This window comes from Rhizobium sp. Leaf311 (assembly GCF_001423445.1).
Classification (GTDB): Bacteria; Pseudomonadota; Alphaproteobacteria; order Rhizobiales; family Rhizobiaceae; genus Agrobacterium.
Genome location: NZ_LMNZ01000021.1, coordinates 75,602 through 100,457, shown reverse-complemented (window position 1 = coordinate 100,457; position 24,856 = coordinate 75,602). Strand labels below are relative to the sequence as shown.

At 56.5% G+C, this 24,856-nt stretch carries 23 protein-coding genes; 17 read left to right on the top strand and 6 right to left on the bottom strand.

Going from position 1 to position 24,856, the window contains the following annotated elements; all coding sequences use genetic code 11:
• Positions 1 to 12: 12 nt before the first annotated feature.
• The 4 genes from ASF69_RS19875 to ASF69_RS19860 all read right to left on the bottom strand — a co-directional run bounded on the left by ASF69_RS19875 (position 13) and on the right by ASF69_RS19860 (position 5,211).
• Positions 13 to 1,632, bottom strand: a complete 1,620-nt coding sequence (locus ASF69_RS19875; protein WP_062590007.1) for an ABC transporter ATP-binding protein — start codon at positions 1,630 to 1,632, stop codon at positions 13 to 15.
• Positions 1,625 to 2,536: an ABC transporter permease gene (locus ASF69_RS19870; RefSeq protein ID WP_062590191.1), complete on the bottom strand. Its 912-nt coding sequence runs from the start codon at positions 2,534 to 2,536 to the stop codon at positions 1,625 to 1,627. Before ASF69_RS19870 ends, ASF69_RS19875 begins: the two co-directional genes overlap by 8 nt.
• A gap of 50 nt (positions 2,537 to 2,586) precedes the next feature.
• Positions 2,587 to 3,501 (bottom strand): ABC transporter permease, encoded by a 915-nt coding sequence (locus tag ASF69_RS19865; RefSeq protein ID WP_062590189.1) that lies wholly within the window; start codon positions 3,499 to 3,501, stop codon positions 2,587 to 2,589.
• Between the two features lie 192 nt (positions 3,502 to 3,693).
• Positions 3,694 to 5,211: an ABC transporter substrate-binding protein gene (locus ASF69_RS19860; RefSeq protein WP_062590006.1), complete on the bottom strand. Its 1,518-nt coding sequence runs from the start codon at positions 5,209 to 5,211 to the stop codon at positions 3,694 to 3,696.
• Between the two features lie 351 nt (positions 5,212 to 5,562).
• Here ASF69_RS19860 and ASF69_RS19855 point away from each other — a divergent pair, with 351 nt between their 5' ends.
• The 3 genes from ASF69_RS19855 to ASF69_RS19845 are packed head-to-tail and all read left to right on the top strand — an operon-like array spanning position 5,563 to position 8,840.
• A complete protein-coding gene (locus ASF69_RS19855) occupies positions 5,563 to 6,753 on the top strand; it encodes an exo-alpha-sialidase (protein ID WP_062590005.1) in 1,191 nt (396 codons plus the stop codon).
• A 3-nt stretch (positions 6,754 to 6,756) separates the two neighbouring features.
• Positions 6,757 to 7,722 carry a 4-hydroxythreonine-4-phosphate dehydrogenase PdxA gene (pdxA, locus tag ASF69_RS19850; protein ID WP_062590004.1) on the top strand — a complete coding sequence of 322 codons (966 nt, stop codon included), beginning with the start codon at positions 6,757 to 6,759 and terminating at the stop codon, positions 7,720 to 7,722.
• Positions 7,719 to 8,840 carry an iron-containing alcohol dehydrogenase gene (locus tag ASF69_RS19845; RefSeq protein WP_062590003.1) on the top strand — a complete coding sequence of 374 codons (1,122 nt, stop codon included), beginning with the start codon at positions 7,719 to 7,721 and terminating at the stop codon, positions 8,838 to 8,840. Before pdxA ends, ASF69_RS19845 begins: the two co-directional genes overlap by 4 nt.
• 76 nt (positions 8,841 to 8,916) lie before the next feature.
• Here the strand turns inward: ASF69_RS19845 and ASF69_RS19840 are convergent, their stop codons facing one another.
• Both ASF69_RS19840 and ASF69_RS19835 read right to left on the bottom strand, forming a co-directional pair.
• Positions 8,917 to 9,618 carry a FadR/GntR family transcriptional regulator gene (locus tag ASF69_RS19840; protein ID WP_062590002.1) on the bottom strand — a complete coding sequence of 234 codons (702 nt, stop codon included), beginning with the start codon at positions 9,616 to 9,618 and terminating at the stop codon, positions 8,917 to 8,919.
• A gap of 3 nt (positions 9,619 to 9,621) precedes the next feature.
• Positions 9,622 to 10,650, bottom strand: a complete 1,029-nt coding sequence (locus tag ASF69_RS19835; protein WP_062590001.1) for a four-carbon acid sugar kinase family protein — start codon at positions 10,648 to 10,650, stop codon at positions 9,622 to 9,624.
• Between the two features lie 218 nt (positions 10,651 to 10,868).
• Here ASF69_RS19835 and ASF69_RS23185 point away from each other — a divergent pair, with 218 nt between their 5' ends.
• The 14 genes from ASF69_RS23185 to ASF69_RS19770 all read left to right on the top strand — a co-directional run bounded on the left by ASF69_RS23185 (position 10,869) and on the right by ASF69_RS19770 (position 24,854).
• Entirely contained in the window at positions 10,869 to 11,006 is a 138-nt protein-coding gene (locus ASF69_RS23185) for a hypothetical protein (protein WP_156462130.1), read from the top strand.
• A gap of 161 nt (positions 11,007 to 11,167) precedes the next feature.
• Entirely contained in the window at positions 11,168 to 12,502 is a 1,335-nt protein-coding gene (locus tag ASF69_RS19830; protein WP_062590000.1) for an aspartate aminotransferase family protein, read from the top strand.
• A gap of 1,406 nt (positions 12,503 to 13,908) precedes the next feature.
• Positions 13,909 to 15,123: a plasmid partitioning protein RepA gene (gene repA / locus ASF69_RS19825; RefSeq protein ID WP_082469796.1), complete on the top strand. Its 1,215-nt coding sequence runs from the start codon at positions 13,909 to 13,911 to the stop codon at positions 15,121 to 15,123.
• Entirely contained in the window at positions 15,120 to 16,133 is a 1,014-nt protein-coding gene (gene repB, locus ASF69_RS19820; protein ID WP_062589999.1) for a plasmid partitioning protein RepB, read from the top strand. Before repA ends, repB begins: the two co-directional genes overlap by 4 nt.
• A 194-nt stretch (positions 16,134 to 16,327) precedes the next feature.
• Positions 16,328 to 17,602 (top strand): plasmid replication protein RepC, encoded by a 1,275-nt coding sequence (gene repC / locus ASF69_RS19815; protein WP_062589998.1) that lies wholly within the window; start codon positions 16,328 to 16,330, stop codon positions 17,600 to 17,602.
• A gap of 98 nt (positions 17,603 to 17,700) precedes the next feature.
• Positions 17,701 to 18,315, top strand: a complete 615-nt coding sequence (locus ASF69_RS19810; RefSeq protein WP_062589997.1) for a biliverdin-producing heme oxygenase — start codon at positions 17,701 to 17,703, stop codon at positions 18,313 to 18,315.
• 93 nt (positions 18,316 to 18,408) lie between these two features.
• On the top strand, positions 18,409 to 19,398 hold the full coding sequence (locus ASF69_RS19805) for a tripartite tricarboxylate transporter substrate binding protein (protein WP_062589996.1): 990 nt from the start codon (positions 18,409 to 18,411) through the stop codon (positions 19,396 to 19,398).
• A gap of 357 nt (positions 19,399 to 19,755) precedes the next feature.
• Complete coding sequence (gene rutA / locus ASF69_RS19800) at positions 19,756 to 20,847, top strand: pyrimidine utilization protein A (protein WP_062589995.1); 1,092 nt, start codon at positions 19,756 to 19,758, stop codon at positions 20,845 to 20,847.
• Positions 20,844 to 21,584 (top strand): pyrimidine utilization protein B, encoded by a 741-nt coding sequence (gene rutB / locus ASF69_RS19795; protein ID WP_062589993.1) that lies wholly within the window; start codon positions 20,844 to 20,846, stop codon positions 21,582 to 21,584. Before rutA ends, rutB begins: the two co-directional genes overlap by 4 nt.
• Before the next feature lie 23 nt (positions 21,585 to 21,607).
• Complete coding sequence (rutC, locus tag ASF69_RS19790; protein WP_062589992.1) at positions 21,608 to 21,997, top strand: pyrimidine utilization protein C; 390 nt, start codon at positions 21,608 to 21,610, stop codon at positions 21,995 to 21,997.
• Positions 21,998 to 22,011: 14 nt separating this feature from the next.
• Positions 22,012 to 22,794 carry a pyrimidine utilization protein D gene (rutD, locus tag ASF69_RS19785; RefSeq protein ID WP_062589991.1) on the top strand — a complete coding sequence of 261 codons (783 nt, stop codon included), beginning with the start codon at positions 22,012 to 22,014 and terminating at the stop codon, positions 22,792 to 22,794.
• A gap of 14 nt (positions 22,795 to 22,808) precedes the next feature.
• Positions 22,809 to 23,393, top strand: a complete 585-nt coding sequence (locus ASF69_RS19780) for a malonic semialdehyde reductase (protein ID WP_062589990.1) — start codon at positions 22,809 to 22,811, stop codon at positions 23,391 to 23,393.
• A 25-nt stretch (positions 23,394 to 23,418) separates the two neighbouring features.
• A complete protein-coding gene (locus ASF69_RS19775) occupies positions 23,419 to 23,943 on the top strand; it encodes a flavin reductase (protein ID WP_062589989.1) in 525 nt (174 codons plus the stop codon).
• Positions 23,944 to 24,149: 206 nt separating this feature from the next.
• A complete protein-coding gene (locus ASF69_RS19770) occupies positions 24,150 to 24,854 on the top strand; it encodes a FadR/GntR family transcriptional regulator (RefSeq protein ID WP_062589988.1) in 705 nt (234 codons plus the stop codon).
• Positions 24,855 to 24,856: the final 2 nt, after the last annotated feature.

Genomic DNA, 24,856 nt, shown 5'->3' with positions numbered 1-24,856 from the left:
CGGTCATTCAAATCAGGAAACGCTGGCGAGGCGGGCATTGCGGTTGGCTGCCTGCACGTCCGGGTCAGGGTCGAGCGTGGCAGAGATGAGGGCTTGCGTATAACGTTGCTGCGGATTGTCGAAGACTTGCCCGACCGTGCCCAATTCGACGACCTCACCCTTCTGCATGACCATGACGTAATCCGCGAAATCGCGCACCAGAGGCAGGTCATGGGCAATAAAGATGAAAGCAATTCCCATCTCCCGGCGCAGCTTGTCGAGCAGGCTGACCACCTGCGCCTGTACCGATACGTCGAGTGCTGAGACCGCTTCGTCGCAGACGATCAGCTGCGGTTCAAGTGCCAGTGCACGGGCGATGGCGATACGCTGGCGCTGTCCGCCGGAGAACTGATGGGGGTAGCGACCCATATGCTCTGGCGAAAGTCCGACCTGATCTAGCAGCTCTGCGGCGCGTGCGCGCCACTTGGCCTTGGGCAGAATCTCTGGGTGGATCACCCAGGCCTCGGAGATCAACTGATAGACCGTCATGCGCGGATTGAGCGATTGTGTCGGATCCTGAAACACCATTTGCAGATCACGCCGCAGTTTGAACAGCTCGCCCGGCGAAAGCGCAAAAAGATCCTGACCCTTCCAGTGCGCCGTACCGCTGTCGGGGTCATCGAGCCGCAACAGGATGCGGGCGAGAGTGGATTTTCCAGAGCCGCTTTCTCCAACCACGGCAACCGTCTCGCCAGCCTTCAGATCAAAGGAAATGCCTTTGAGAGCTTCAAAACCGCCATAGGATTTGCGCGCGTTGCGAACCTTCAGGATCGGCTCTCCACCGGTCGCTGGTTCGTGCAGTTCGCCCTTGCCGGGGGCAGCGGCGATCAGCTTCTTTGTATAGGGGTGTTGTGGATTGCGGTAGACCTCCCGGACGGTGCCGCTTTCGACCAACACGCCCTTTTCCATCACCACAACGCGATCGGCAACTTCTGAGACGACGCCGAGATCATGGGTGATGATCAGCACGCCCATGCCGGTTTCGCGCTGGAGTTCTTTCAGCAGCGCCAGAACATCCGCCTGCACCGTCACGTCCAGCGCGGTCGTTGGTTCGTCGGCTATCAGCAGGTCGGGTTTGAGCGCCAGAGCCATGGCGATCATGACGCGCTGGCGCTGACCACCGGAAAACTCGTGCGGATATTTATCAAGTGCCTTTTCCGGCTCCGGCAAGGCAACGCGCTTGAACAGACGCAAGGCTTCGGCCTGCGCTTGGCGGTTGTCGATACCGTGTGTTCTCAGGGCTTCGCGCATCTGCCAGCCCACCGTATAGACCGGGTTCAAGTGGCTCAGTGGATCCTGAAAAATCATGGCGATGAAACGGCCATTGACGGCCCGACGCTCATCCGCACCCATTTTCAGGAGGTCCTTGCCGTTGAGCAGGATCTCGCCGGATGAAATCTTGCCGGGCGGCATGTCGATCAGGTTCATGATCGCGGAGGAGGAAACAGACTTGCCTGAACCGCTCTCACCCAGAATGGCAAGCGTTTCGCCACGATCCAGATGGTAGGAAATGTTGCGCACAGCGTGGACGGTGCCCGTCGCGGTGTAAAAGTCCACCGAGAGATTACGTACCTCCAGCAAATGATCAGCCATGTTTCGGTCCTTTCATCTCCAGGCGCCAGCGCTGGACGGGATCAAGCGCGATACGCAGCCAGTTGGACAGAAGGTTGAGCGATAGCGTGGTCAGGATGATCGCCAGACCGGGCCAGAAAGACAGCCACCAGGCATTGGTAAGATATTGCCTGCCCTGACTGATCATCAGACCCCAGGTAATCTCCGGCGGTTGAATGCCAATGCCGAGAAAGGAAAGGGCGCTTTCCGCCAGCATGACATAGGCAAAATCCAGCGTCGCCAGGGTCGTCAGCGTCGGCAGAACAACGGGCAGGATATGCCGGAACAGAATACGCTTTGAAGAAGCGCCCATGACGCGGGCTGCCTGCACGAACATGCGGCTGCGAATTTCCATGACTTCTGCGCGGGTGGTGCGAAGATACACGGGAATACGCGTAATCGACAGGACCAGCATCAGGTTGAGGATGGAAGAGCCTAGAATGTAAAGCACGATCACGGCAACGAGCAGGGAGGGGAACGACATGATGACGTCGGCAAGCCGCATGATGATCTGGCTGGTGCGCTGCGATGAGAAGCCGGCTATCAATCCCAGCAGTGTACCAACAACGGCAGATATGAAGACAGCACCAGCCGCGACCAGGATCGTGTTCTGGGTAGCAACGATGATGCGTGGCCAGAGCGGGCGCCCCAGCGCATCGGCACCGAGCCACATGAACCATTCGCGGCTGAAATCGAAGGGCGCGAGGTTTCGGCCTCGCAGGTTCTGTTTGGTGGCGAGCTCATTGAGCAGGGTGGGGCCGATGATCGCAAGGATTATCACGACGACGAGGAATATTGCGGCGCAGAGTGCAAACTTGTCTGCCCACAGCATGCGCGCCATACGCACGATGGCGCTCGCTTCTTCGGTAACTGGTTCTTTTGCCATGCCGTTATCGGCGGTTTTGGGGGATTGAGTGGCCATGATCATGTCGATCCTCAGTAGCGAATGCGCGGATCGAGCAAAGCATAGGCCAGATCGATCACGAGGTTCATGAGGAAAATTGCGAAAGCGGTGACAAGGATTGCCGCCAGCACGACGTTGAAGTCACGCTGTAGAATACTGTCGATCATCAGTTTGCCGACGCCGGGAAAGCCGAAGATCGTTTCAATGACGACAGCGCCATTGAGCAGGCTCGCAGCCTGGTCGCCGATGACGGTTATCACGGGCAGCATCGCATTGCGCAGTGCGTGGATGAAAATGATTGGGCCGGATTTTACGCCCTTGGCGCGGGCCGTCTTGACGTAGGCGGAGGATAGCGCCGAGATCATCGATCCGCGCACGACCTGCACGATGATGCCGAAGGGGCGAACGAAGAGAACGCAGATCGGCAAAATCCAGTGGGAGAATGTGCCGGTGCCTGAGGTTGGCAGCCAGGAGAGCTGGATGGCGAACACGACGATGGCAACGATGGCAAGCCAGAAATCAGGCACTGACGCCCCGATCAGCGACACCATCGAGGAAAAGCGATCGAAGAAACCGCCCGTGCGGAACGCCGCCAGCGACCCGACGACGATGGCACAGACGGTAACCAGCGTCATCGTGATAACGGCAAGCCACAGCGTCCAGGTAAAAGCTTCCAGAACAACGTCGAGAGCGGGGCGGGCCTTGCGCAGGCTTTCGCCGAGATCGCCGGTCATGACGTTGCCGACATATTGCACAAATTGAACGAGGAGTGGCTGGTCCAGCCCATGCAGCGCCCGAAATTCGGCCTTCATTTCAGCGGAGGCTTCCACGGGAAGAAACAAGGAAGCGGGGTCGCCGGTCAGGCGGGAGAGAAAAAACACCATGATCAGAAGCCCTATCAGCGAGATAAGGCTGGCGAGGGCGCGTTTGCGGATGAATCTGAGCATTGAGACCTCGATCAAGCTGGAATGGGCGACTGCGATTGCGCCGTCCACTTCACATCGACAGGACGATCAGTCGCCCTCTTGTTGAATGGACAGGATGGCAACGGGATGCGTGCCGCCCTGACCTTTGTTGACGGGCACCACCCTCCCGACCTGATGATGATCGATCAGGGGTCGGATGGTGCCTTTTCATGCTTACTGCTTGAGGCCGATCTCAGAGAGCTGCAACATGGAGTTGGTGGCGATGGTTGGTTTGAAATCCAGGCGTTCCGACACCCGCGAATAACCGACCATGTGGAATAGGAGGACATCGGCAACCAGATCGTCATGGACGTAAGCCATGAGTTGCGACCAGAGTTTTGCACGATCTTCACCAGTGGCAGCAGAGGCGCGGGCGATCAGATCATCGACCTTCTTGTCGGCGAAACCAGACTGCGTGCCCTTGCTGTCATATTTGAAGAACATCGTAAACGATGGGTCGCCCTTGGAATTGTCGTGCATGGCAGCGACGATCTGCGGGCCACGGCCCTCCTTGAAGGGCTTGGAATAATAGACCTCGTGCTCCGCCACTTCGACGAAACGAAGCTCGACCTTGAAGCCAACTTCCTGCAACTGCGCCTGCACGGCTTCCATGATTTCCGTCACATTCGGGAAATTGGCTGTGCGCGCAATGATGGTGATAGGCGTGTCGACCGGAACGCCAGCGGCCTTGGCTTCTTCCAGCAGTTTCTTTGCCTGGTCCGGATCGTAAGGGAAGACCTTGACGTCAGGGTTCCAGCCAAGCGTGGTTGGCGGCACCAAAGCTGTTGCAAGCACGGCATCCTGCGGAACGAGCGTGCCGATAAAGGCCTGCCGGTCGATGGCAAGGTTCAGCGCCTTGCGAACGCGAACGTCGTTAAGTGGCGCTATGTTGCCATCAAGGCGCAAGTAGACGGTTTCACTGTCGAGATAGGAGAAGTCTGTCTTGTCGTTGGTGGCATCCACCTGGGCAATGGAAGGTGCCAGATCGGCTTCACCGGCTTGAACCATGGCGGCGCGAACGGCCGGATCAGCACGGAACAAATAGGTTGCCTTCGTGACGGCAGGCTTCTTGCCCCAGTAATCGTCACGTGCTTCGAGAACGATCTGCTGGCCCGGCGTCCAGTTGGACAGCTTGTAAGGGCCGGTGCCAACAGGCTCGCGCACGAATTCCAGCGGCGTTCCCTCTGGAACAATGGTAACGAGCGACAGCAGCAGAGGCAGGATCGGCTGAACCGGGTCAACCTTGAAATCGATGGTGCTTTCGTCAACCACCTTCACGTCGAACTTCATGCCCCCGAAATAGCGGCGCGACTCGCAAATATTCTTGTCGCTGAAAATGCGGTCAAAGCTGTATTTGACATCCTTGGCACCGAACGTCTTGCCATCGGAGAATTTCACATTCTGACGCAAATGGAACCGCCAGACGCCATCGCCTGTCTGTTCCCATTTTTCTGCCAGACGCGGCATGACGCCTTTCTTCCCGCGGACATCGAGCTCGGTCAGCGTTTCGCTGACATTTTCCATGATGACGCGGCCGATGTTGGAGCGCGTTGCCATGCAGGGCTCAAGCAGGTCGGCCTCCTCTGGCAAAACGATCTTGATGTCTGTCGATGCGGCGTTGGCTGGCGCAATGCCGGGCCCGAATGCGAGAACGGAACCCAGAACAGCTCCGAAAAGACGCGAGGTTTTCATGTCATTCTCCTCCCTTGTGGGTGCTGGTCGCACCGCTTGATCTTCACCTCGCGACGGCATGACTGCTGCGCGGTTTGAAAGCATTCCTCCGTGAAACCCTACGCGCCACCGTAGACGGATCGTTGCCCGACGGCGCCTTAACTGGGCTGACGCTGAACATGGAATTTATCGGCAAGTTTGTCAAATTAATTATTTGTTTCGATCTATTTGTGCAAAATCCAGACGAATAAAATACAATATTTACAATTATTTATGACGCCTAAGCGACTCGTAGTTTGCAACTGACAAGACTTTTCAAACTTGACAACTTTGCAAATTTGATGATTTTCGTGGTTGTAAGAGGAGGCCAAAATGACGCCTGAAATGATTGCAACCGTCATGACCGGCAAGGTTGAAGCTGCTGGAAAGGGGCGACACGAAGCCGTGTTGGCCTCGCCCATGATTCAGAACCATGCATCCTTCCTGCATCTTGCCGATGATGGCGCGCTCATCTGCGCCTGGTTTGGTGGCACGCTGGAAGGAAAGTCGGATATTTCCATCTTCGCGTCAGTTCTGATGGCAGGGTCCGATCAATGGGGCGAGCCGCAGCGGCTGAGCTTCGATCCCGATCACTCCGAGCAGAACCCGGTTTTGTTTTCAGCACCCGACAAGACACTGTATTTGTTCCACACGTCGCAGCCATCCGGCAATCAAGATGAATGCCGTATCCGCATGGCGCAGGTTTCGCGCGACGCGTCGGATCCGACCAGACTGACGGCTGGCGACGGGCGATATCTCGACCTGCCGCGCGGTTGTTTCGTTCGTGCCCCGCTTATGGTTCGCGACGATGGTGCATGGCTTTTGCCGATCTTCCGGTGCATCCAGCGTCCAGGCCAGAAATGGAACGGCAGTCATGACCGTGCTGCGGTTGGCATTTCCGAAGATGGCGGTAAGACCTGGCGTCTGGAGGATGTCGCCCAGTCCACTGGCTGCGTGCATATGAGCCCGGTCTCCATCGGGGATGAAAAGCTGGCAGCGGTGTTTCGCCGTCGTCAGGCCGATTTCGTCTATCGCACGGAAAGTGTTGATGGCGGCCGCACGTGGTCGCAACCTCAGCCAACGGATGTGCCCAACAACAATTCCTCTATCGCCGCGATCCGTCTGCACGATGGCCGCATCGCGATGATCTGCAATCCCATCAATGCCGATATGTCGAGCGACCGACGCGCCTCGCTTTATGATGAGCTGGGCGAAGATGACGACCGGCCCGATGCCGACCCCGATGGCGGTTGCGTGCCCATCTGGGGTGTGCCGCGCGCGCCTGTCAGCGTCTGCATTTCCAGTGATGGCGCAAAAAGCTTTCCGCAGCGGATCATCATTGAAGAGGGGCCGGGCACCTGCCTTTCGAACAACTCGATCGATGGCCACAACAAGGAAATGTCCTATCCGTGGCTTCTTGAGGGAGCCGATGGCTCGCTTCACATCGCCTACACCTATCATCGGCGCGCTATCAAATATGTTCGTCTGGCTCCGGGCTGGGCACATGCGGCAGACGGGAGATAAATCATGAGCAATATCATTGGCATCACCATGGGCGACCCCTGCGGCGTAGGGCCGGAAATCACGGTGCGGGCGCTGGCCGAGATGGATGAAGCGAACCGCGCCGCCACCCGCATCTATGGCAACCTGCCCACCCTGGAAGCGGCTCGCAAGGCGCTGAATGTCGACATAGATCTGGCGCCTTACGTTGTCGATTTGCCTGTCGAGGGTGCGCCGCTGGCCTGGGGGCAGCTCTCGCCTGTCGCCGGTGACGCTGCGTTCCGCTTTATCGAAAAGGCAGTGCGCGATGCCGAAGCCGGGAAGATCGGCTGCATCGTCACGGCCCCCATCAACAAGGAAGCGCTCAATCTCGCAGGCCACCATTATGATGGCCACACGGGCATGTTGCGCAGCCTTACCAAATCAGCCGCCGCCTATATGCTGCTGGCCTCGGAAAAGTTGAAGGTTATCCACGTATCCACCCACGTATCGTTGCAGGAGGCGATCCGCCGGGCAACGACGGAACGGGTTCTGGCTACCATCAAGGCTGGCAACGAGCATCTGAAGCGCACCGGCTACGAGCGCCCGCGTATCGCTGTTGCCGGCATCAACCCCCATTGCGGTGAAAATGGCCTTTTCGGCACGGAGGACGACGACCAGATCGCGCCCGCAGTGGCTGCCGCTCGCGCCGAAGGCATTGATGCCTATGGTCCGATTTCCGCCGACACGGTGTTTCACCGCGCCTATTCCGGCGGGTTCGATCTTGTTGTGGCGCAGTATCATGATCAGGGACACATCCCGATCAAGCTCGTCGCTTTCGATACGGCGGTTAATGTTTCCGTTGATTTGACAATCGACCGTACCTCTGTGGATCACGGCACGGCTTTCGACATCGCAGGCAAGGGCATCGCCAACCACGGCAATATGTTGTCCGCCATTGCCTATGCACGCAAGCTTGTGGCTGGCAGCACTTCCAAGGGAGCGCAGGCATGACCAGCACCCCAGTCATTACCCTGCATCAGCCAAAACGGCTGATCGTCGGTGCCGGAACAATCGGAGACGTCTCCAACTGGGTCGGCGAAGTTTCGTCGACGCTGGTCATTGCCTCACCGATCACGGGCAGCTTCGTTGACCGCCTGAAGCTACCGGGCAAAGTCGCTTTGTTCGATGCTATTCCGGGCGAACCGGAAATCTCGACGCTCGATGCCGCACTTGCGGCAGCACGTGCGGCCAAGCCGGATTTGGTGATAGGCCTGGGTGGCGGTTCGGTCATGGATGTGGCCAAGCTGGTGGCAGCCATGTGGGATGGTGAGCAGACTCTCGCAGATGTCGCAGGACCCAACAGGGTGACTGGCCGGCGAACGCGGCTGGCGCAGATCGCCACCACTGCGGGTACAGGTTCCGAAGCGGGCATCCGCTCGCTGATCACTGATCCGGTCAAGGGCAACAAGATCGCGGTTGAAAGCCCGCATCTGATTGCCGATCTCGCCGTTCTCGATCCCGAGCTGACCTACTCCGTACCGCCAGCGGTCACAGCTGCAACTGGCGTAGACGCGATGGCGCATTGTGTCGAAGCTTTTACCAACAAGCGTGCGCATCCCATGATTGATGGCTTCGCCAGGATGGGCTTTCACCTCGTCGGGAAATATCTAGGCCGAGCGGTGCGTGACGGGTCGGATCGTGAGGCGCGCGAGGGCTTGCTGCTGGCCTCCTATTATGGCGGCATTTGCCTCGGGCCTGTCAATACGGCGGCAGGTCATGCCATTGCTTATCCGCTTGGAACGCTGCTGCACCTGCCGCATGGGCTAGCCAATGCCATCGTGTTTCCGCACGTCCTGGCCTTCAACCAGCCAGTCGTTTCGGCAAAGACAGCGGAAGTTGCCGAGGCGCTCGGTCTCGGGAGTGGCCTTTCTCAGGCGCAATTGCGTGACGCCGCCTTGGCGTTCTGTGGCGATCTCGGATTAGAAATGTCGCTTGCCCGGCATGGCGCGACGGAAAACGATCTGTCCCGCTACGCTGAAGATGCCCACGCCATCCGTCGGTTGATGGACAATAATCCGGCCGATATGAGCGTTGATGACGTTCTTGGTATCTATAGAGCCAGTTTCTGACGCCAACCATTGGGGCAGCGCGGTCTCGCTGCCCTTCAATTCGTCAGTTCGTTCAGTGTCGCACATCAGCCACAGGCTATTGCGACGCCTGAAAAAGCCTTCCACGCGATCCCTGAAGGTGCTCGAACATAAGCCTTCGCGCATCCTCTTCCCGGCGATCCGCAATTGCGTTGGCGATAGCCTCATGCTCGGCAAAAACACGGGTCAACCCGGAGGCCTCCCGCCTGATCGAAGCACCGTGAAATTTCATTCCCACGGCAATGTGGTCTTTCAGGGCTTCCATGGCTGTCGAGAAATAGGTGTTTTGCGCTGCGCGCGCGATAGCAAGATGAAATTGGAAGTCAGCATCCTCGCGGTGCGACTGTCTGTTGGTCGCATCGCGGAGCAGTTCCAACGCTTGCCTGATGGCTTTCAGACTTTCAGCATCATGGCGGCTGGCCGCTGCCGCAGCGGCGGCAGGCTCGAGTGTCAGGCGAAATTCATAGCAATTGAGGAGATCGGCGACATTTTCCAGCTGCCCGAAACCGAGCGGCTGCCTTAAGCCCACGGAGCGGACAAAACTCCCCGCACCACGGCGGGAATAGATCAGACCCTGGTCGCGAAGGCGCTTGAGAGCCTCGCGAACAACCGGACGGGACACCTCGAATTCGGCCGCAAGTTCGTGTTCCGTGGGCAGCCGCTCGTCAGATTTGTAGGCACCTGATTTGATCGCCCGCAACATGCGTTCGAACACGATGTCGGGAAGGCCTTTGCGAGCGATTCCGGCTTCCAGTCCCATGTCTCAACTTGCCTTCCGCAGAACCATCTCTGCAATAATCTTAAGGGTATCGGAATGGCCGAACCCGCCTGATTTGGCTATGATATAGCGCCCATTTTCGGAGGCAACACCTAAGCCCGGCAAGCATTCACCATGGAGATGGAGCCGGGATACACCAAGGCTTCGCATCACGGCATCCGCCGTGGCACCGCCAGACAGAAGCAATGTGGCGTCATTCCTGGATAGAATGGCCCCAAGGCCGCCACCTAGAGCGTCAGCAACCGCCTGCGAGGTTGTCTCACTGGGACCCGGCGTTGCCTGTATCAATGTCAGCGCGGCATTGGCTTCAAGGCCACCAGAGATATGACCGTTTGGCGCTGCTACATAACTCACCGCGCCCGTCGCGCGCAGTGCGTCGATTTGGGCGAGTGTAATCGGATCGCGCGAGCCAATAACGAAAATGGCTCGGCCAGGCGGCACGATCGCCACCTGCGGGACTTCCCCTCCCGTCATGCGGCAGGCAAGCGCCTCGGCAAGGCCACGCGCCCCGATCAGAAGGTCAGTACCGTCGTTCTCGGCTGCGGCAAGCACATCTTCCATGTCGTCATGAGACAGCGTATCTGGAGCTTCGACACGGACAAAATGCGACCCGAAACACTCCGCAATTGAGATCGGTGTATCAATACCATGCCCTTTGACATGCGCCGCCTCGACAATCCGGTCAAATGCCGGAATGGCAGGTGCGACAAGTGCGCGGGAGTATGGGATGGCCTCGAGCTCGGAGGCAATATTGCCCTTAAGCCTGGAATCGACTTTCTTGAAGAGACGCGTCTTGGCTGGCAACAAGCCAATCGCTGCAGCCGTGGCAATCCTTGCCTCATCGGCGCTGATCTCGCGGGTGTTCAGGTTGATCGAAATGACATCCGGCTTGTCCGCGATAATCTCGGCCACGGCCTTCAGGTCAAGCGCAACATCCGCGCGAAGCCCGCGTGCGGCAAACGGTGCTGCCGAGTCCAGCGCACCGGTCAAATCGTCCGCAAGAATCGCCAACATGACATTTACCTTATAAAGTTGTCATCTTATAATTCAAAAAAACTCTTTATTGTCAATCTTTGATCGATATTTCCAAACAAATTATAGAGGTCAGTTTCGCCGGAACCTTTCACTCCATCCATCGGCAACTGAACGCAGGGTTCAGTTGGTGAAAGTCGACATTTTCACCATGCCAAGCCTGGTTTTCTCAACTGTGGCAATCCGGGCGTCACAATGGAGTGGCGCGCCTCGATGTCCGGTCGCGGCAGGCAGATCATGACCCATCCAACGAGCCTTGCGTCGTCAACGACGCTATTGTCGGCACAGAATTCTATTCCATCGAAACGCAGGATCTTCTGTCTTGGGCCAATGCGTGAGCGGTGTTTGCCCTGCCTCACTCATCGGCTCCAGTCCGCGCAGCGACCGAGACATATTTCGATATCTGCTTCCTCAAACAATTGCCTAGGACAATGCGGAAAAAGACTTGTTCGATAGCGATAAGTGCAGGATTGATAGGCATCTCTAAGAGGGAAACCCAATGGACCACAACAGCAAATCGAACCTGCCCAATCTTTCAAATTTCTGGATGCCCTTTACTGCAAACCGCCAGTTCAAGGAATCCCCTCGCCTTCTGGCGAGTGCCGAAGGCATGTATTATACCGACATTGACGGCAACAGGATTCTGGACGGCACCGCCGGTCTCTGGTGCGTCAATGCCGGCCATGGCCGCAAGAGCATCACCGCCGCTGTAGAGCGGCAGATGTCGACCATGGATTTCGCGCCCACGTTCCAGATGGGCCACCCGATCGCCTTCGAGTTTGCCGAGAAACTCGCAGCGAATGCGCCCGGCGGTCCGGATGCCCAGCTCGATCGTATCTTCTTTACCGGCTCCGGTTCAGAATCTGTCGATACCGCGCTCAAAATTGCGATCGCGTATCAAAGAGCAATCGGCCAAGGCACCCGCACCCGTTTCATCGGTCGTGAAAAGGGATATCATGGCGTCGGCTTCGGCGGAATTTCCGTTGGCGGGCTGGTCAACAACAGACGCGTTTTCCCGCAGATTTCCGCAGACCATATGCGTCACACACTCGATGTCGATCGCAACGCCTATTCAAAGGGAATGCCCGAGCACGGCGTCGAACTGGCGGAAGATCTTGAGCGCCTGGTTGCCCTTCACGGCGCGGAAACGATCGCTGCGGTTATCGTTGAACCCATGTCAGGGTCCGCCGGCGTCATCCTGCCGCCCAAGGGATATCTGGAGCGACTTCGCGCTATCGCAGACAAGCACGGCATCCTGCTGATTTTCGATGAAGTCATCACCGGCTTCGGTCGCCTCGGCAAACCATTCGGGACGGATTATTTCGGCGTGGTGCCGGATCTGGTGACCACCGCAAAGGGCATCACCAACGGCGCCATTCCCATGGGGGCGGTTTTTGCAAAGCGCAGCATTTACGACGCGCTGATGCAGGGGCCACAAAACCAGATCGAACTCTTCCACGGCTACACCTATTCCGGACATCCGGTAGCCTGCGCCGCAGGTATCGCTACACTCGAAATCTACGAGAAGGAAGGCTTGCTGACACGCGCTGCCTCCCTCGCTCAGGCATGGGAAGAAGCCCTCCATTCGCTAAAGGGTGCTCCTCACGTCCACGACATTCGAAACCTCGGTCTCGTCGGCGCTATCGAACTCACGCCCCGGGACGGTGCTCCGGGAACCCGCGCTTACGATGTCTTCGTTGATTGCTTCAAGAAGGGATTGCTGGTTCGCGTCACGGGCGACATCATTGCACTTTCCCCTCCCCTGATCATCGAGGAAAGTCAGATCAGCGACATCGTTTCCGTTATCGGAGATGCCCTGCGGCGCGCTGCGTAACGCCAGAATGCAGCCGGGGCGGCCAACGGTCGCCCTGGTTCAAACGCTAAATTTTTCTTAAATTTTACATCACATCATCGAACTGTTTTCATTCAGGAAAAACAGGCAAGTGAAAGCGAAAACGGCGTTTCGTTTCATCACTTCGTATGACACTTTTCAAAGTTCTATTTCGATGTTTTGATTGTTTGTCCTGAGATGCTCAGACGCTCCGTTGGCGTCGATGAGTCTGGCCTTCAGCCTAGGACGAGCAAGTAATCCCCCAAGTCCGCGCTCCTGTCAAGGCACCTGAAATGACATTTACGCGTGGCAGTCAGATCATGCGACGACCCCATGGTGCCGTTTTGCTCATCTACAAAAGCTCACCAAAGATCTCGATGGAACGAGCGAAGTGCTCGAAATCTAGCCGCCGATTGAGTGATCACATCGCGCTAGGCGCATCTGTCCCAATCTTTCAGAGAGGCATTCGCTCAACCGATGGATTCGGTTTGGAGATAGGATCATCAGGTACAAAAGAAACATTCACTATGACCGGCGGCGCTCGGCCTTAAGGTCACGTCCGTCGGAGATCACGGATGCCTACCTCAACCGGCGTGAGATCGGGAATTCGTCTGTCAGAATGAACACTGAACAGGCTACACCTCGCGCTCCGAGTAGGGGACCCTCCCACATCAGAGAATGACCTCATACCTAGTGAAGCAACATCCGGGCAAGCCATCAGTGAACGCGGACGAACCGCGATGCTCTCGTCAGTGCGCGGGCAATCTGACGACGCGATCTCAAACGGGTTGGGTGCGCCTCGATCGAGTTAGCCGCGGCAAACTTTAGGCCCCAGCAATAATGGGTGAAATTCCAGCTCCACCCACGCCCCCAACTTCAACCAATTTTGGCGGGCCAACAAAGGGAAAAGGAAGAGAGCAGATAGCTATAGTTCAAAAGTCGATACGACGGTCTTGCATCTAGCACAGTCCGCTGCCCAGCACCGTTAAAGCTTCACCCGCATCCGAGAGCGAATGCGGCGGCCATCCCGGAATATATCATGAGAGATATCTGCGCATGTTAGAGCAGCCGAGCGCGACGAAATTTATGCGGTGACTAACGCAGTTCCGGCATCGCCCTCCGCAATTTGGAGGTCCCATCCAGCGCCAGCGATAGATCAATCCACAGATGCTCGCATTATGATCATGAAGTTAGCCGCGGCAAACTTTCTGAGAAGAGTCGCTGCGAAGGGGAAAATCTTTCACGTCCACTGCAAAAAAACGCCCTTACCAGCCTGAAAAGATTCATGTCTTGGTAACACAAATGCCTATTGCACCGGAAAGAGAATCGGCGCTTATATCCCAGTTGCGGTAAAAACCGATTTCAGCGGAAAAAACCGCAACTGATCCAACAAGTGGAAAAGATGAGATATGACACAAAGCGCCGATCTGAAATCTGCTGGCAAGGCACCCGATCTCACGGGGCTCATATTACAGCATTCGGCCGCGTTGTCTGCGCAGCTGCAAGCACACAATGCAAATACCTTCGCACCGCTTGCCGAAAAAAGCATGCGAAACTTTTCTCCATCGGAAACCGCGAAGCTTATCGGTATTGGTGAGGCCTACCTGCGCCAGATCGCTTCCGAGCAGCCGGAGCTTGCCGTGGCAAACAGCGGCGGGCGGCGCAGCTATTCCGTCGAAGACATTCACGAGATCAGGAAGTTTCTGGATCAGGGAGCCCGCGGCACACGTCGTTATCTTCCGCACCGCCGTGAAGGTGAAGACCTTCAGGTGATCGCGGTCATGAATTTCAAGGGCGGCTCTGGCAAAACGACGACGTCTGCGCATCTCGCACAATATCTTGCCCTGCGCGGTTATCGGGTTCTGGCGATCGATCTCGACCCACAGGCCAGTCTCTCGGCGCTGTTCGGTCATCAGCCTGAACTGGACGTCGGACCAAACGAGACGCTCTACGGCGCAATTCGCTACGACAAGGAACAGCGGCCAATCGCCGAGATTGTCCGTGGCACCTATATTCCGGATCTTCACATCATCCCGGGTAATCTGGAGCTGATGGAATTCGAGCATGATACGCCACGTGCCCTCATGCGCCGCGCTCCTGGCGATACGCTCTTCTTCGCCCGTATCGGTCAGGCGATTGCTCAGGCTCAAAACTTCTACGACATCGTCGTCATCGATTGCCCACCGCAATTGGGCTACCTGACTCTGTCAGCACTGACCGCGGCAACGTCCGTTCTCGTCACCGTACACCCGCAGATGCTCGACGTGATGTCCATGAACCAGTTTCTCGCGATGACAGGCGACCTGCTCGCCGAAATCGGCAGAGCTGGCGCAACATCAGACTATCACTGGATGCGCTATCTTGTGACCCGATTTGAGCCGAGCGACGGACCTCAAAATCAGATGGTCGCTTTCTTGCGCTCGATTTTCGGCGAGCATGTTCTCAATCATCCCATGCTCAAGACGACGGCCGTTTCAGACGCCGGTTTGACCAACCAGACCCTGTTTGAGGTGGAGCGTACCCAGTTCACCAGATCGACTTACGATCGGGCACTGGAATCCATGACAAATGTAAATGCTGAAATTGAAGGCCTGATCAAGAAGGCCTGGGGTAGGACTGCATGAGCAGAAAAGAAATCTTCGCCAACCTCGGCGGTAAGTCCAGTGAGAACAATGATGCGCCTGTAGAGCGCGCACGTCCTCGTATTCGTCCCATTCTTGGTTCGCCAGAACTGGTCACCGATGTCGTTCACTCGCCCGTCGGCATGATCGGGCAGTCGCTCAACGAGGTGTCTGAACGGTCAAAGCGCGCAGAAGAAATCGAAAAGAAGCTCGCTGAAGGCCTGACGATCGTCGCACTCGATCCTGCAGATGTCGATCCATCCTTCATTCCAGACCGTATGCCGTCGTCAATAGAGGCCGATGTCGGCTTGGTCGAGGCTATTCGTGAACAGGGGCAGCAGGTTCCAATTCTGGTGCGCCCTCACCCAGACCATCCAGGTCGCTATCAGGTGGCATTCGGTCACCGCCGCCTGCGTGCCGTTGCCGAAATTGGCATTCCTGTCCGCGCCGTCGTCAGAAATCTAACCGATGAGCAGCTTGTTGTTGCCCAGGGCCAGGAAAACAACGAACGCCGTGACCTCAGCTATATCGAAAAGGCACGATTTGCCCAGAAGCTGCAGATGCGGTTCACGCGCGAGACCATCATGGCCGCCATGTCTCTTTACAAGGGCGATCTGTCCAACATGCTGTCTGTCGTTGGGCGTATTCCGGACGATATCGTTGATAGCATCGGGCCTGCGCCAGGCGTCGGGCGTCGTAACTGGATGGACCTCGCCGAACAACTTTCTTCCTCCAAGGTCAACGAGGCTGCCCGCGCCTATCTTCGTGACGATAGCGTAGCGCGTCTTCCATCCGAAGAGCGGTTCAAATCGCTGCTGGAGTTTCTGAAGCCAAAGCCCGAGCCAAAGAAGACTGGTGTTCTCTCCACCGAGAATGGCCAGAAGCTGGCGAAGATTGTCGAGACGGACAACAGGCTCGATATTTCGATCGATCGTCGGCAGGCGCCAGAGTTCGCCGCCTTCGTTCTCGAACACCTACAAACGCTGTTTGAAGAGCATCGCTCCAAGCAGTGAAACCATCATAACCGATTAACGACTAACAGGAGCAGCAAGCACAAAAGAAAAAAGCCCCCGAACGTTGCCGCACGGAAGCCTTTCTTTGATCTAAGCACCCAAAGAATCTCATTTCCGCGAATCATAGTCAAGAGTCTTGGCATCGATATTTTTTCGGTGAGCGATTTTCTTTTGCCTTTTTGAAGGTGAAAGACATGAACAGTGATAATCTAACGACGCCTTTCGGGCGGCGAGGGGTCTCTATTGGCCTGCTCGCAACCCAGTTTGCGTCGAGAAACATCGATCCTGCGCGTTCGATCGATAAATGGAAGTTGTTTCGAGCAACCTGCGAAGCCCGACCTCATCTCGGTATTTCCGACAGGTCATTGGCTGTGCTCAATGCACTGATCAGCTTTTATCCGAAGGCAGAACTGTCCGAGGAAAACGGGCTCGTGGTTTTCCCGTCGAATCAGCAGCTTTCCCTGCGTGCTCATGGAATGCCGGAGCAGACTCTGCGTCGGCATCTGGCAGCATTGGTTCAAGCCGGGCTCATTATTCGCAAGGACAGCCCAAACGGAAAGCGCTATGCCCGGAAGGACCGCAGCGGCGGCATCAGTGATGCCTATGGTTTCTCTCTTGCTCCGCTCATTTCCCGCGCGGACGAGATACAATCAATTGCCGAAAAGGTTGTTGAGGAACGCCTGCACCTCCAAAGACTGCGAGAGAAAATCACCCTCTGCCGCCGCGACATCGTCAAGTTCGGTGAAATCGCTATTGAGGACCAGATAAAGGGAGACTGGGATCACATCCGAAATCGTTACGTCACGTTGATTTCTTCCCTTGATCGCAAATCAAAGGCCCCTTTTCTGGAGCTTCTTCTCGCAGATCTCTCAAAACTGCGTGCTGAAATGGCTAACCAACTGGAAAAACACGTAGAAAGCCAAAAAATAAGCGTCAATGCCTATCAAAATGAGCGGCTTATACAGAGTTCAGAATCCGAATCCCTTATTGAAGATGAGCAGCCGGCAGCCAAGAACGAAGTCTCGAATGTCGGGCTTGCTGCAACCAATCAGGCATCGAAGACTGCCAGTGCAGTGAGGAATCCTGAAAAGTACCTGAAAGCCGTCAGCAAGGCAGGTTTTGATCTCGCTACACTCCTCAAGGCGTGTCCGGAAATTACCCTCTACGGCCCAGGCGGTACGGTCAGAGACTGGAATGATCTGAAACATGCAGGGAACGTCGTTAAATCGATGCTCTCCATCAGCCAATCCGCTTATGATGAAGCCGAGCAGGCTATGGGAACACAGAATACGAACGCAATCATAGCGTGTATTCTTGAGAAGTCCGATGTGATTCAATCAGCTGGAGGCTATCTCAGAAGTCTGACGGAGAAATCGAAAACCATGCAGTTCTCCATAAAGCCAATGCTGATGGCTCTGCTACGGGCACGCATGACATCACATCTTCCACCAGCTGGCTCGCTATGCTGACCAAAAGTCATCTCGACGTTCCAACAAGGACTGAGGGATAAATTGACTCCGAAGTGAAAGATTTCTATGTCCGTAATTGAGCGTGAAAGGAAACGAATATGACTGCTGCAGAACTGGCGACGACCACACCCGAGCTTGAACCCAGCCGGACGAAACGCCTCAAAGCAGCGACGCGCCAGGCGCATGAGGAACTCGACAGCTTTATCATGTCTGCCAAGCCCTTTGAAAACCGTGCCAATTTCGGAAAATTCGTCCAGACACAATATCTCTTTCACAGGGATCTCGATGCACTCTTTGCCAACGAGCGTCTAAGCGAGCTTCTTCCCGATCTGAAGGGCCGTAGACGCCTCGGCTATGTCGATCAGGATCTTGCAGATCTGGATATTGCAGCACCTGCAGGCGGAGAGGTCCGTTTCCGTGCGGAGGATACATCTTTCGATCTCGCAGAAGCCCTTGGCTGGCTCTACGTCGTTGAAGGTTCAAATCTGGGCGCTGCGTTCCTGTTGAAGGACGCCGCGAGACTCGGCCTTGATGACAGCTTCGGTGCGAGACATCTGGCGGGTGCGCCTGAGGGGCGGGGATTGCATTGGCGCACCTTTGTCGCAGCGCTGGACACTATCGATCTGAGTGAAGAGGAAGAAGGCCGGGCGATTGCCGGTGCGCAGGACGCCTTTCGCACGGTCCATGCCTATGCACGGGAAATGATGGTTTAACTCCGGACGGGCAAGACTTAGGTGTTGCTTGCTCTGGAGAAGGTTTGAGCTAAACTGGCACGGTGGCGGGGAGGCCGCTCCACAGGAGGTTCAATGACTTACAAGCATTTCACCCGGCGCGCTGCGCTGGCGCTTGCTGCTTCAGCAGCCGGTTTTCTCTCTTTTGCCGGATCAGGCCAGGCGCAAAGTTTCCCTGATCGGACAATTACTCTGGTCGTGCCCTTCGCAGCGGGTGGTTCGACGGACGTTGTTGCCCGCGTTATCGCCCAGAAAATGGGGCAGGAGCTTGGCCAGCAGGTCGTGGTTGAGAATGTTGCCGGCGCTGGCGGCAATCTGGGCGCAGACCGCGTTGCACGGGCGGAACCGGATGGCTACACCATCCTGATGGGCACCGTCGCTACACATGCGCTCAACCCGCTCATTCTCAAGACAAAGCCCTATGATCCGGAAAAGGATTTCGCCCCGATTTCCTTGCTGGTCGTCGTGCCCAATGTTCTCGTAGTCAATCCTCAGCTTCCGGTAAAGACGATTGCCGAGCTGATTGCATTGTTGAAGGCTGAACCCGACAAATACGCCTATGCGTCCTCCGGTAACGGAACGCCGCTTCACCTGTCGGGTGAACTGTTCAAGGCAATGACCGGCGTATCGATGCAGCACGTGCCATATAAGGGGTCTGGCCCGGCACTGAACGATCTTCTGGGAAATCAGGTTTCGATCATGTTCGACAACCTGCCATCATCGTCAGGTCATATGAAATCCGGGACGTTGCGTGCGCTGGGTGTCACGACTGCGGAGCGGGCATCCTCTTTCCCTGACGTGCCGACCATTGCCGAAACGGTGCCGGGTTATGAGACCTACACCTGGAATGCGCTATTTGCACCCGCTGGCACTCCTGCAGCAGCAGTCGATGTCCTCAAAGCTGCTGCGAAAAAGGCACTGGCAGACCCTGATGTCGCCGCCCGCATGGGGGATTTCAGCGCGAAGATCGTCGGCTCCACTCCCGATGAACTCAAGACGCATGTTTCAAAGGAAATCGCCAAGTGGGAGCCTGTGGTCAAGAACGCAAATGTCCAGATGGACTGAGCCAAGACCAGGCGAAATCTGAAGCCTGAGCGCTTAACTCGCGTGAAGACAACAGTGTGTTGTGAACAGGTGCCGTTCGAAAGTGCGGCGCCTCTTTTTTGTCTAGCACGGCCACGGGAGTACATCACAAAGTAAAAAAGAAAGCTGCTGCGATACACGCGGCACCGCCGCGCTTCTCTCAAATCGCTGCTCCAAATTTGAGCACATAAATTTACCGAACGATAAAAAATTTATCATTTGATAAAATTATTGAAGTGGATCCCTGTCAACGCATTGAAACCATTTGAGATAAAGAACTGGCACAGAACCTGCATTTCCATGTGAGAACCTGATACGGGCGCTAACTGGAGAATGCACATGGAAATCGGCGTATTCATTCCCATCGGAAACAACGGCTGGCTGATCTCGGAGAACGCTCCGCAGTACAAGCCGACGTTCGAGCTCAACAAACAGATAACCCTGGCCGCCGAAAAATACGGCTTCGACTTCGCGCTCTCAATGATCAAGCTGCGGGGCTTCGGTGGCAAGACGGAGTTCTGGGACTACAATCTGGAATCCTTCACGCTGATGGCAGGGCTGGCCGCGGTCACGTCCAAGATCAAGCTGTTCGGGACGACGGCCACATTGGTCATGCCGCCAGCAATTGTGGCACGAATGGCGACGACCATCGATTCCATTTCCGGCGGCCGCTTCGGCATCAACCTCATCACCGGGTGGCAAAGGCCGGAATACAGCCAGATGGGTCTATGGCCGGGCGATGATTATTTTGGCGACCGCTACGCCTATCTCAGCGAATACACCACCGTCCTTCAGGAACTGCTGACCAATGGACAATCGGACCTGAAGGGCCAGTATTTCACGATGGATGATTGCCGGATGAAACCGGTGCCGCAGGGAGACGTCAAGCTCATCTGCGCCGGTTCTTCCGACAAGGGCATGGAATTTTCCGCAAAGTTCGCGGACTACAGTTTCTGCTTCGGCGTCGGTGTGAACACGCCCACCGCCTTTGCGCCGACCAATACAAGGCTGATGGCGGCGACGGAAAAGACCGGCCGTGATGTCCGCTCCGTGGTGCTGACCATGGTTCTGGCTGAGGAAAAATCCGAGGACGCCTGGGCAAAATGGGAGCATTATAAAGCAGGCGCCGATCAGGAAGCGATCAAATGGCTTGGTTTGCAAAGCTCTGTCGATACGAAGTCCGGTGCCGATACCAATGTCCGTCACATGGCGAACCCTGTCTCAGCCGTCAACATCAACATGGGAACGCTGATTGGCTCCTATGAGGAAGTCGCGGCCATGCTGGACGAGATGAGCGAAGTTCCGGGCACGGGTGGCGTCATGCTGACTTTCGATGACTTCGTGGAGGGTATCGAGAAATTCGGCAAATATGTGCAGCCCCTGATGAAGAGCCGTCAACACATCACCACCGTACTGGAGGCCGCAGAATGACCGATAGCGGCATTTCCGGTTACCAGCCTCCCAGAAGCCACCTGGACAGCGTAACGCTGCCCGCGCGCCCGGAGCCGCTTTCGTTGAAACCCAGCGAAACCGCAGTCGTGGTGGTGGATATGCAGAACGCCTACTCGACCGAAGGCGGCTATGTCGATCTCGCAGGGTTTGATATTTCCGGCGCGAAATCCACCATCGCCAATATCGGCAAGACGCTTGATGCGGCGCGAGCCGCCGGGGTGCAGGTCATCTATTTCCAGAATGGCTGGGACAGTGACTATGTCGAGGCCGGGGGGCCGGGTTCTCCCAACTGGCACAAGTCCAACGCCTTGAAAACCATGCGGGCGCGGCCGGAATTGCAGGGCAAGCTGCTGGCAAAGGGCACATGGGACTACGCCATTGTGGACGAGCTGCAGCCGCAACCCGGTGATATCCTGGTACCCAAGACGCGATATAGCGGCTTTTTCAACACCAACATGGACAGCGTGCTGCGGGCGAGGGGCATCCGCAATCTCGTCTTCGTCGGCATTGCCACCAATGTCTGCGTCGAGAGCTCCCTGCGCGACGCGTTCCATCTCGAATATTTCGGGGTGATGCTGGAGGACGCGACCCATCATCTGGGTCCAGATTTCATCCAGCAGGCGACCGTCTACAATGTCGAAAAATTCTTCGGCTGGGTGGCGACCGTCAATGATTTCTGCGCCGTCATCTCGCAAGCAGCCCCGATGGAAGACTGATCAAACTTTAGAGGAGAACAGACATGCCAAAGACCATTATCGTTCCTGAAGGCACACAAAAGCCAATAGCGCCCTTTTCTCCCGGCACACTTGCCGATGGCGTCGTCTATGTCTCGGGCACGCTGCCCTTCGACAAGAACAATGATGTGGTGCATGTCGGCGATGCCGCAGCCCAGACACGGCATGTGCTGGAAACCATCAAGACCGTCATCGAAACTGCCGGCGGTACGATGGAGGATGTCACGATGAACCACATCTTCATTACCGACTGGGCGAACTACCAGGCGGTCAATAAGGTCTATGCCGAGTATTTTCCCGGAGACAAGCCCGCGCGCTACTGCATTCAGTGCGGGTTGGTGAAGCCCGATGCCCTCGTGGAAATCGCAACAGTTGCCCATATCGGCAGCCGATGACAGGAAGGCGTGACATGCATTTCGAGGTTTCGGGTCGAACGGATCCGGATGCGGAAACAATTGTCCTGTCTTCGGGTCTGGGTGGGGCAGGGGCCTATTGGGCGCCGCAGATGGACGTGCTGCAACGGCATTTCCGAGTCGTCATCTATGACCACCGCGGCACCGGCCGAACCGGCGGAGAGGTACCCGTGGACGGTGGCATCGCCGCCATGGCAGATGATGTCATGGAGATCGTAAGCCAGCTAAATATTGCAAGATTTCACTTCATGGGACATGCGCTTGGCGGGCTCATCGGACTTGATATCGCACTGCGCTGGCCGGATTATCTTGACCGTCTTGTCCTCATCAATGCCTGGAGCAAGGTGGACGAGCACTCCCTGCGGTGCTTCGAAGCCAGAATTGCCCTTCTGGAAAACACAGGCGTCGAGGCGTTTGTGCGGGCGCAGCCGCTGTTTCTCTATCCAGCGGTGTGGATGTCCGAAAATGCCGAGCGTCTGGCCCGCGACGATCTCCATGGCGTCGCCCATTTCCAGGGCAGGGACAATGTTCTGCGCCGCATAGACGCTTTGCGCCGTTTCGACATCGATGACCGGCTTGGGGACATAAAGAACGACACCCTCGTCATCGCTGCCAAGGATGATCTGCTCGTGCCCTATACGCGCTCGTTGCGCCTTGCCGAAGGACTGGAACATGCCGAGCTCATGGTTTTTGACGCGGGGGCACATGCGGTGAACATAACCGAAGTGGATGATTTCAATCGCGAGTTGGAAAGGTTTCTGCTCGCTCGCAAAGCTTGATAAGGTATTGAGATATGACAGTTGACCAGCAGGCACTTGCTGCATTGTTTATGGATGCCCGTACGCACAATGGCTGGCAGGACAAGCCAGTGAGCGACGAGCTTCTGGCGAAGATCTATGATCTGACCAAAATGGGTCCGACATCGGCCAATTGCTGCCCGGCCCGTTTTGTCTTCATTCGGTCGCCTCAGGCAAAGGAAAATCTGAAACCATGCCTCTCTTCGGGCAATCTTGAGAAGACCATGACGGCGCCGGTGACTGTGATTGCTGCAATGGATGCAACATTCTATGAGAAATTGCCCTTCCTGTTTCCGCATACGGACGCGAGAGCATGGTTTACCTCAAGCCCTGCGATGGCTGAAGAAACGGCTTTTCGAAATGCAAGCCTTCAAGCGGGATATCTGATCATGGCTGCACGTGCGCTAGGGCTGGACACCGGTGCAATGTCAGGCTTTGACAAGGCCAGGGTCGACGAGGCATTTTTTGCCGGGACATCGTGGAAATCCAATTTCCTCATCAATCTCGGCTATGGCGACACGTCGAAACTGTTCGCGCGTCTGCCGCGTTTGCCCTTCGATGATGCCTGCCTTCTGGCGTGACAAGAGACTGAAAAGGATAGAGAAGATGCACACGCTGTCTCTTACAAAGGATGCCGAGATGGAGACCAAGACTGCCGAGCAGAGCAGCCTGGACTATAAAAACGCCATGTCGCAACTGGCCGGTGCCGTCAACATCGTCACAACCGATGGGCCTGAGGGCAGGGCGGGCTTTGCCGCCACGGCAGTTTGCAGCGTTTCGGACAATCCACCGACACTGCTGGTTTGCCTTAACCGCAACTCCTCCGCTTACAAATATGTGACCGCAAACGGTGTTCTCTGCGTCAATACGCTTGCGGCGAACCAGCAGGATCTGAGCACGCTGTTCGGCGGTAAAACCCCTATGGATGTGCGCTTTTCCGCAGGGGAGTGGACGACACATGAAACCGGTTCGCCGCTGCTTTCCGGAGCGCTCGCCTCTTTCGATTGCCGCATTCGAACCGTGCATGATGGTGGCACCCACGATATTCTGATCTGCGATGTGGTGGAATCCATCGCAAGTGACGAAGACGAAGCACTTGTCTATTTCAGGCGCAGCTACCGGCAGGTTTGACGACCGAGATTCCGCGCAAGTGCGGATTTGACGTTCGAATGAGATTCCCGCCGCTTGCCATCGTCGGCTCCCGGCATGCGTGCCTCGTCAAGACGTGCCCAAGAGACAAATATTAACAAATCATAACTCACCAGTTGACTTTGCGGCAGGGTGCGCTTTACTGCGTCGTAATTGGTAAGACCATTTTACCAGTCTGGGAGGACTTCATGTTCGTGGCTTTGGAACCGCGCCGCCTGCACCGGCAGGTCGCGGACCAGATACGTGCGCTGATCGAAACGGGGGAACTGGTTCCCGGCGCAAAATTGCCTGCCGAGCGTGATCTCGCAGAGCGTTTTGCCGTCTCCCGCCCCACCATTCGCGAGGCGCTCATCGTTCTCGAGGTGGAGGGTCATATCCAGATCCGCATGGGCTCAGGCGTCTATGTCAGCCAGCGAACGCCTCAGGCTGCATCGAAAGTTCTGCCGGTGGACGAGAATGACAGCCCATTCGAGATACTGCAGGCACGCAGCATTATCGAAGGTGCGATCGCCGAAGAGGCGGCGATGATGGCGACGCCTGAGGGCATCAAGCATCTCGACGAATGCCTGCTGCAGATGGAACGGGCAATCGGGGACCCCGTCGACATGCTGGTGCAAGACCGCGCCTTCCACACGGCAATTACCGATATCGTTGGGAACGCAACGCTTCATCGTCTGACGGGTCAGATCTTCGACCGGCGAATGACACCCTATTTCGAGAGGCTGGCAAGCCATTTCGAAGGCCCTCACACATGGCGACTGGCGCTTGAGGAGCATCGCGTGATCCGCGACGCCATTGCAGCCAAGGACGCGGTCGGGGCCCGTAACGCAATGCGGCGGCATCTGACCCTGTCGCAGAAAAGATTTTCCGAAAGCTTCGGGGAGGAGCCGTAGGA

Bases quoted from the DNA above. Each gene is read 5' to 3' on its own strand.
- ASF69_RS19875 (WP_062590007.1), bottom strand. From the start codon at position 1,632: ATGGCTGATCATTTGCTGGAGGTACGTAATCTCTCGGTGGACTTTTAC.
- ASF69_RS19870 (WP_062590191.1), bottom strand. From the start codon at position 2,536: ATGGCAAAAGAACCAGTTACCGAAGAAGCGAGCGCCATCGTGCGTATG.
- ASF69_RS19865 (WP_062590189.1), bottom strand. From the start codon at position 3,501: ATGCTCAGATTCATCCGCAAACGCGCCCTCGCCAGCCTTATCTCGCTG.
- ASF69_RS19860 (WP_062590006.1), bottom strand. From the start codon at position 5,211: ATGAAAACCTCGCGTCTTTTCGGAGCTGTTCTGGGTTCCGTTCTCGCA.
- ASF69_RS19855 (WP_062590005.1), top strand. From the start codon at position 5,563: ATGACGCCTGAAATGATTGCAACCGTCATGACCGGCAAGGTTGAAGCT.
- pdxA (WP_062590004.1), top strand. From the start codon at position 6,757: ATGAGCAATATCATTGGCATCACCATGGGCGACCCCTGCGGCGTAGGG.
- ASF69_RS19845 (WP_062590003.1), top strand. From the start codon at position 7,719: ATGACCAGCACCCCAGTCATTACCCTGCATCAGCCAAAACGGCTGATC.
- ASF69_RS19840 (WP_062590002.1), bottom strand. From the start codon at position 9,618: ATGGGACTGGAAGCCGGAATCGCTCGCAAAGGCCTTCCCGACATCGTG.
- ASF69_RS19835 (WP_062590001.1), bottom strand. From the start codon at position 10,650: ATGTTGGCGATTCTTGCGGACGATTTGACCGGTGCGCTGGACTCGGCA.
- ASF69_RS19830 (WP_062590000.1), top strand. From the start codon at position 11,168: ATGGACCACAACAGCAAATCGAACCTGCCCAATCTTTCAAATTTCTGG.
- repA (WP_082469796.1), top strand. From the start codon at position 13,909: ATGACACAAAGCGCCGATCTGAAATCTGCTGGCAAGGCACCCGATCTC.
- repB (WP_062589999.1), top strand. From the start codon at position 15,120: ATGAGCAGAAAAGAAATCTTCGCCAACCTCGGCGGTAAGTCCAGTGAG.
- repC (WP_062589998.1), top strand. From the start codon at position 16,328: ATGAACAGTGATAATCTAACGACGCCTTTCGGGCGGCGAGGGGTCTCT.
- ASF69_RS19810 (WP_062589997.1), top strand. From the start codon at position 17,701: ATGACTGCTGCAGAACTGGCGACGACCACACCCGAGCTTGAACCCAGC.
- ASF69_RS19805 (WP_062589996.1), top strand. From the start codon at position 18,409: ATGACTTACAAGCATTTCACCCGGCGCGCTGCGCTGGCGCTTGCTGCT.
- rutA (WP_062589995.1), top strand. From the start codon at position 19,756: ATGGAAATCGGCGTATTCATTCCCATCGGAAACAACGGCTGGCTGATC.
- rutB (WP_062589993.1), top strand. From the start codon at position 20,844: ATGACCGATAGCGGCATTTCCGGTTACCAGCCTCCCAGAAGCCACCTG.
- rutC (WP_062589992.1), top strand. From the start codon at position 21,608: ATGCCAAAGACCATTATCGTTCCTGAAGGCACACAAAAGCCAATAGCG.
- rutD (WP_062589991.1), top strand. From the start codon at position 22,012: ATGCATTTCGAGGTTTCGGGTCGAACGGATCCGGATGCGGAAACAATT.
- ASF69_RS19780 (WP_062589990.1), top strand. From the start codon at position 22,809: ATGACAGTTGACCAGCAGGCACTTGCTGCATTGTTTATGGATGCCCGT.
- ASF69_RS19775 (WP_062589989.1), top strand. From the start codon at position 23,419: ATGCACACGCTGTCTCTTACAAAGGATGCCGAGATGGAGACCAAGACT.
- ASF69_RS19770 (WP_062589988.1), top strand. From the start codon at position 24,150: ATGTTCGTGGCTTTGGAACCGCGCCGCCTGCACCGGCAGGTCGCGGAC.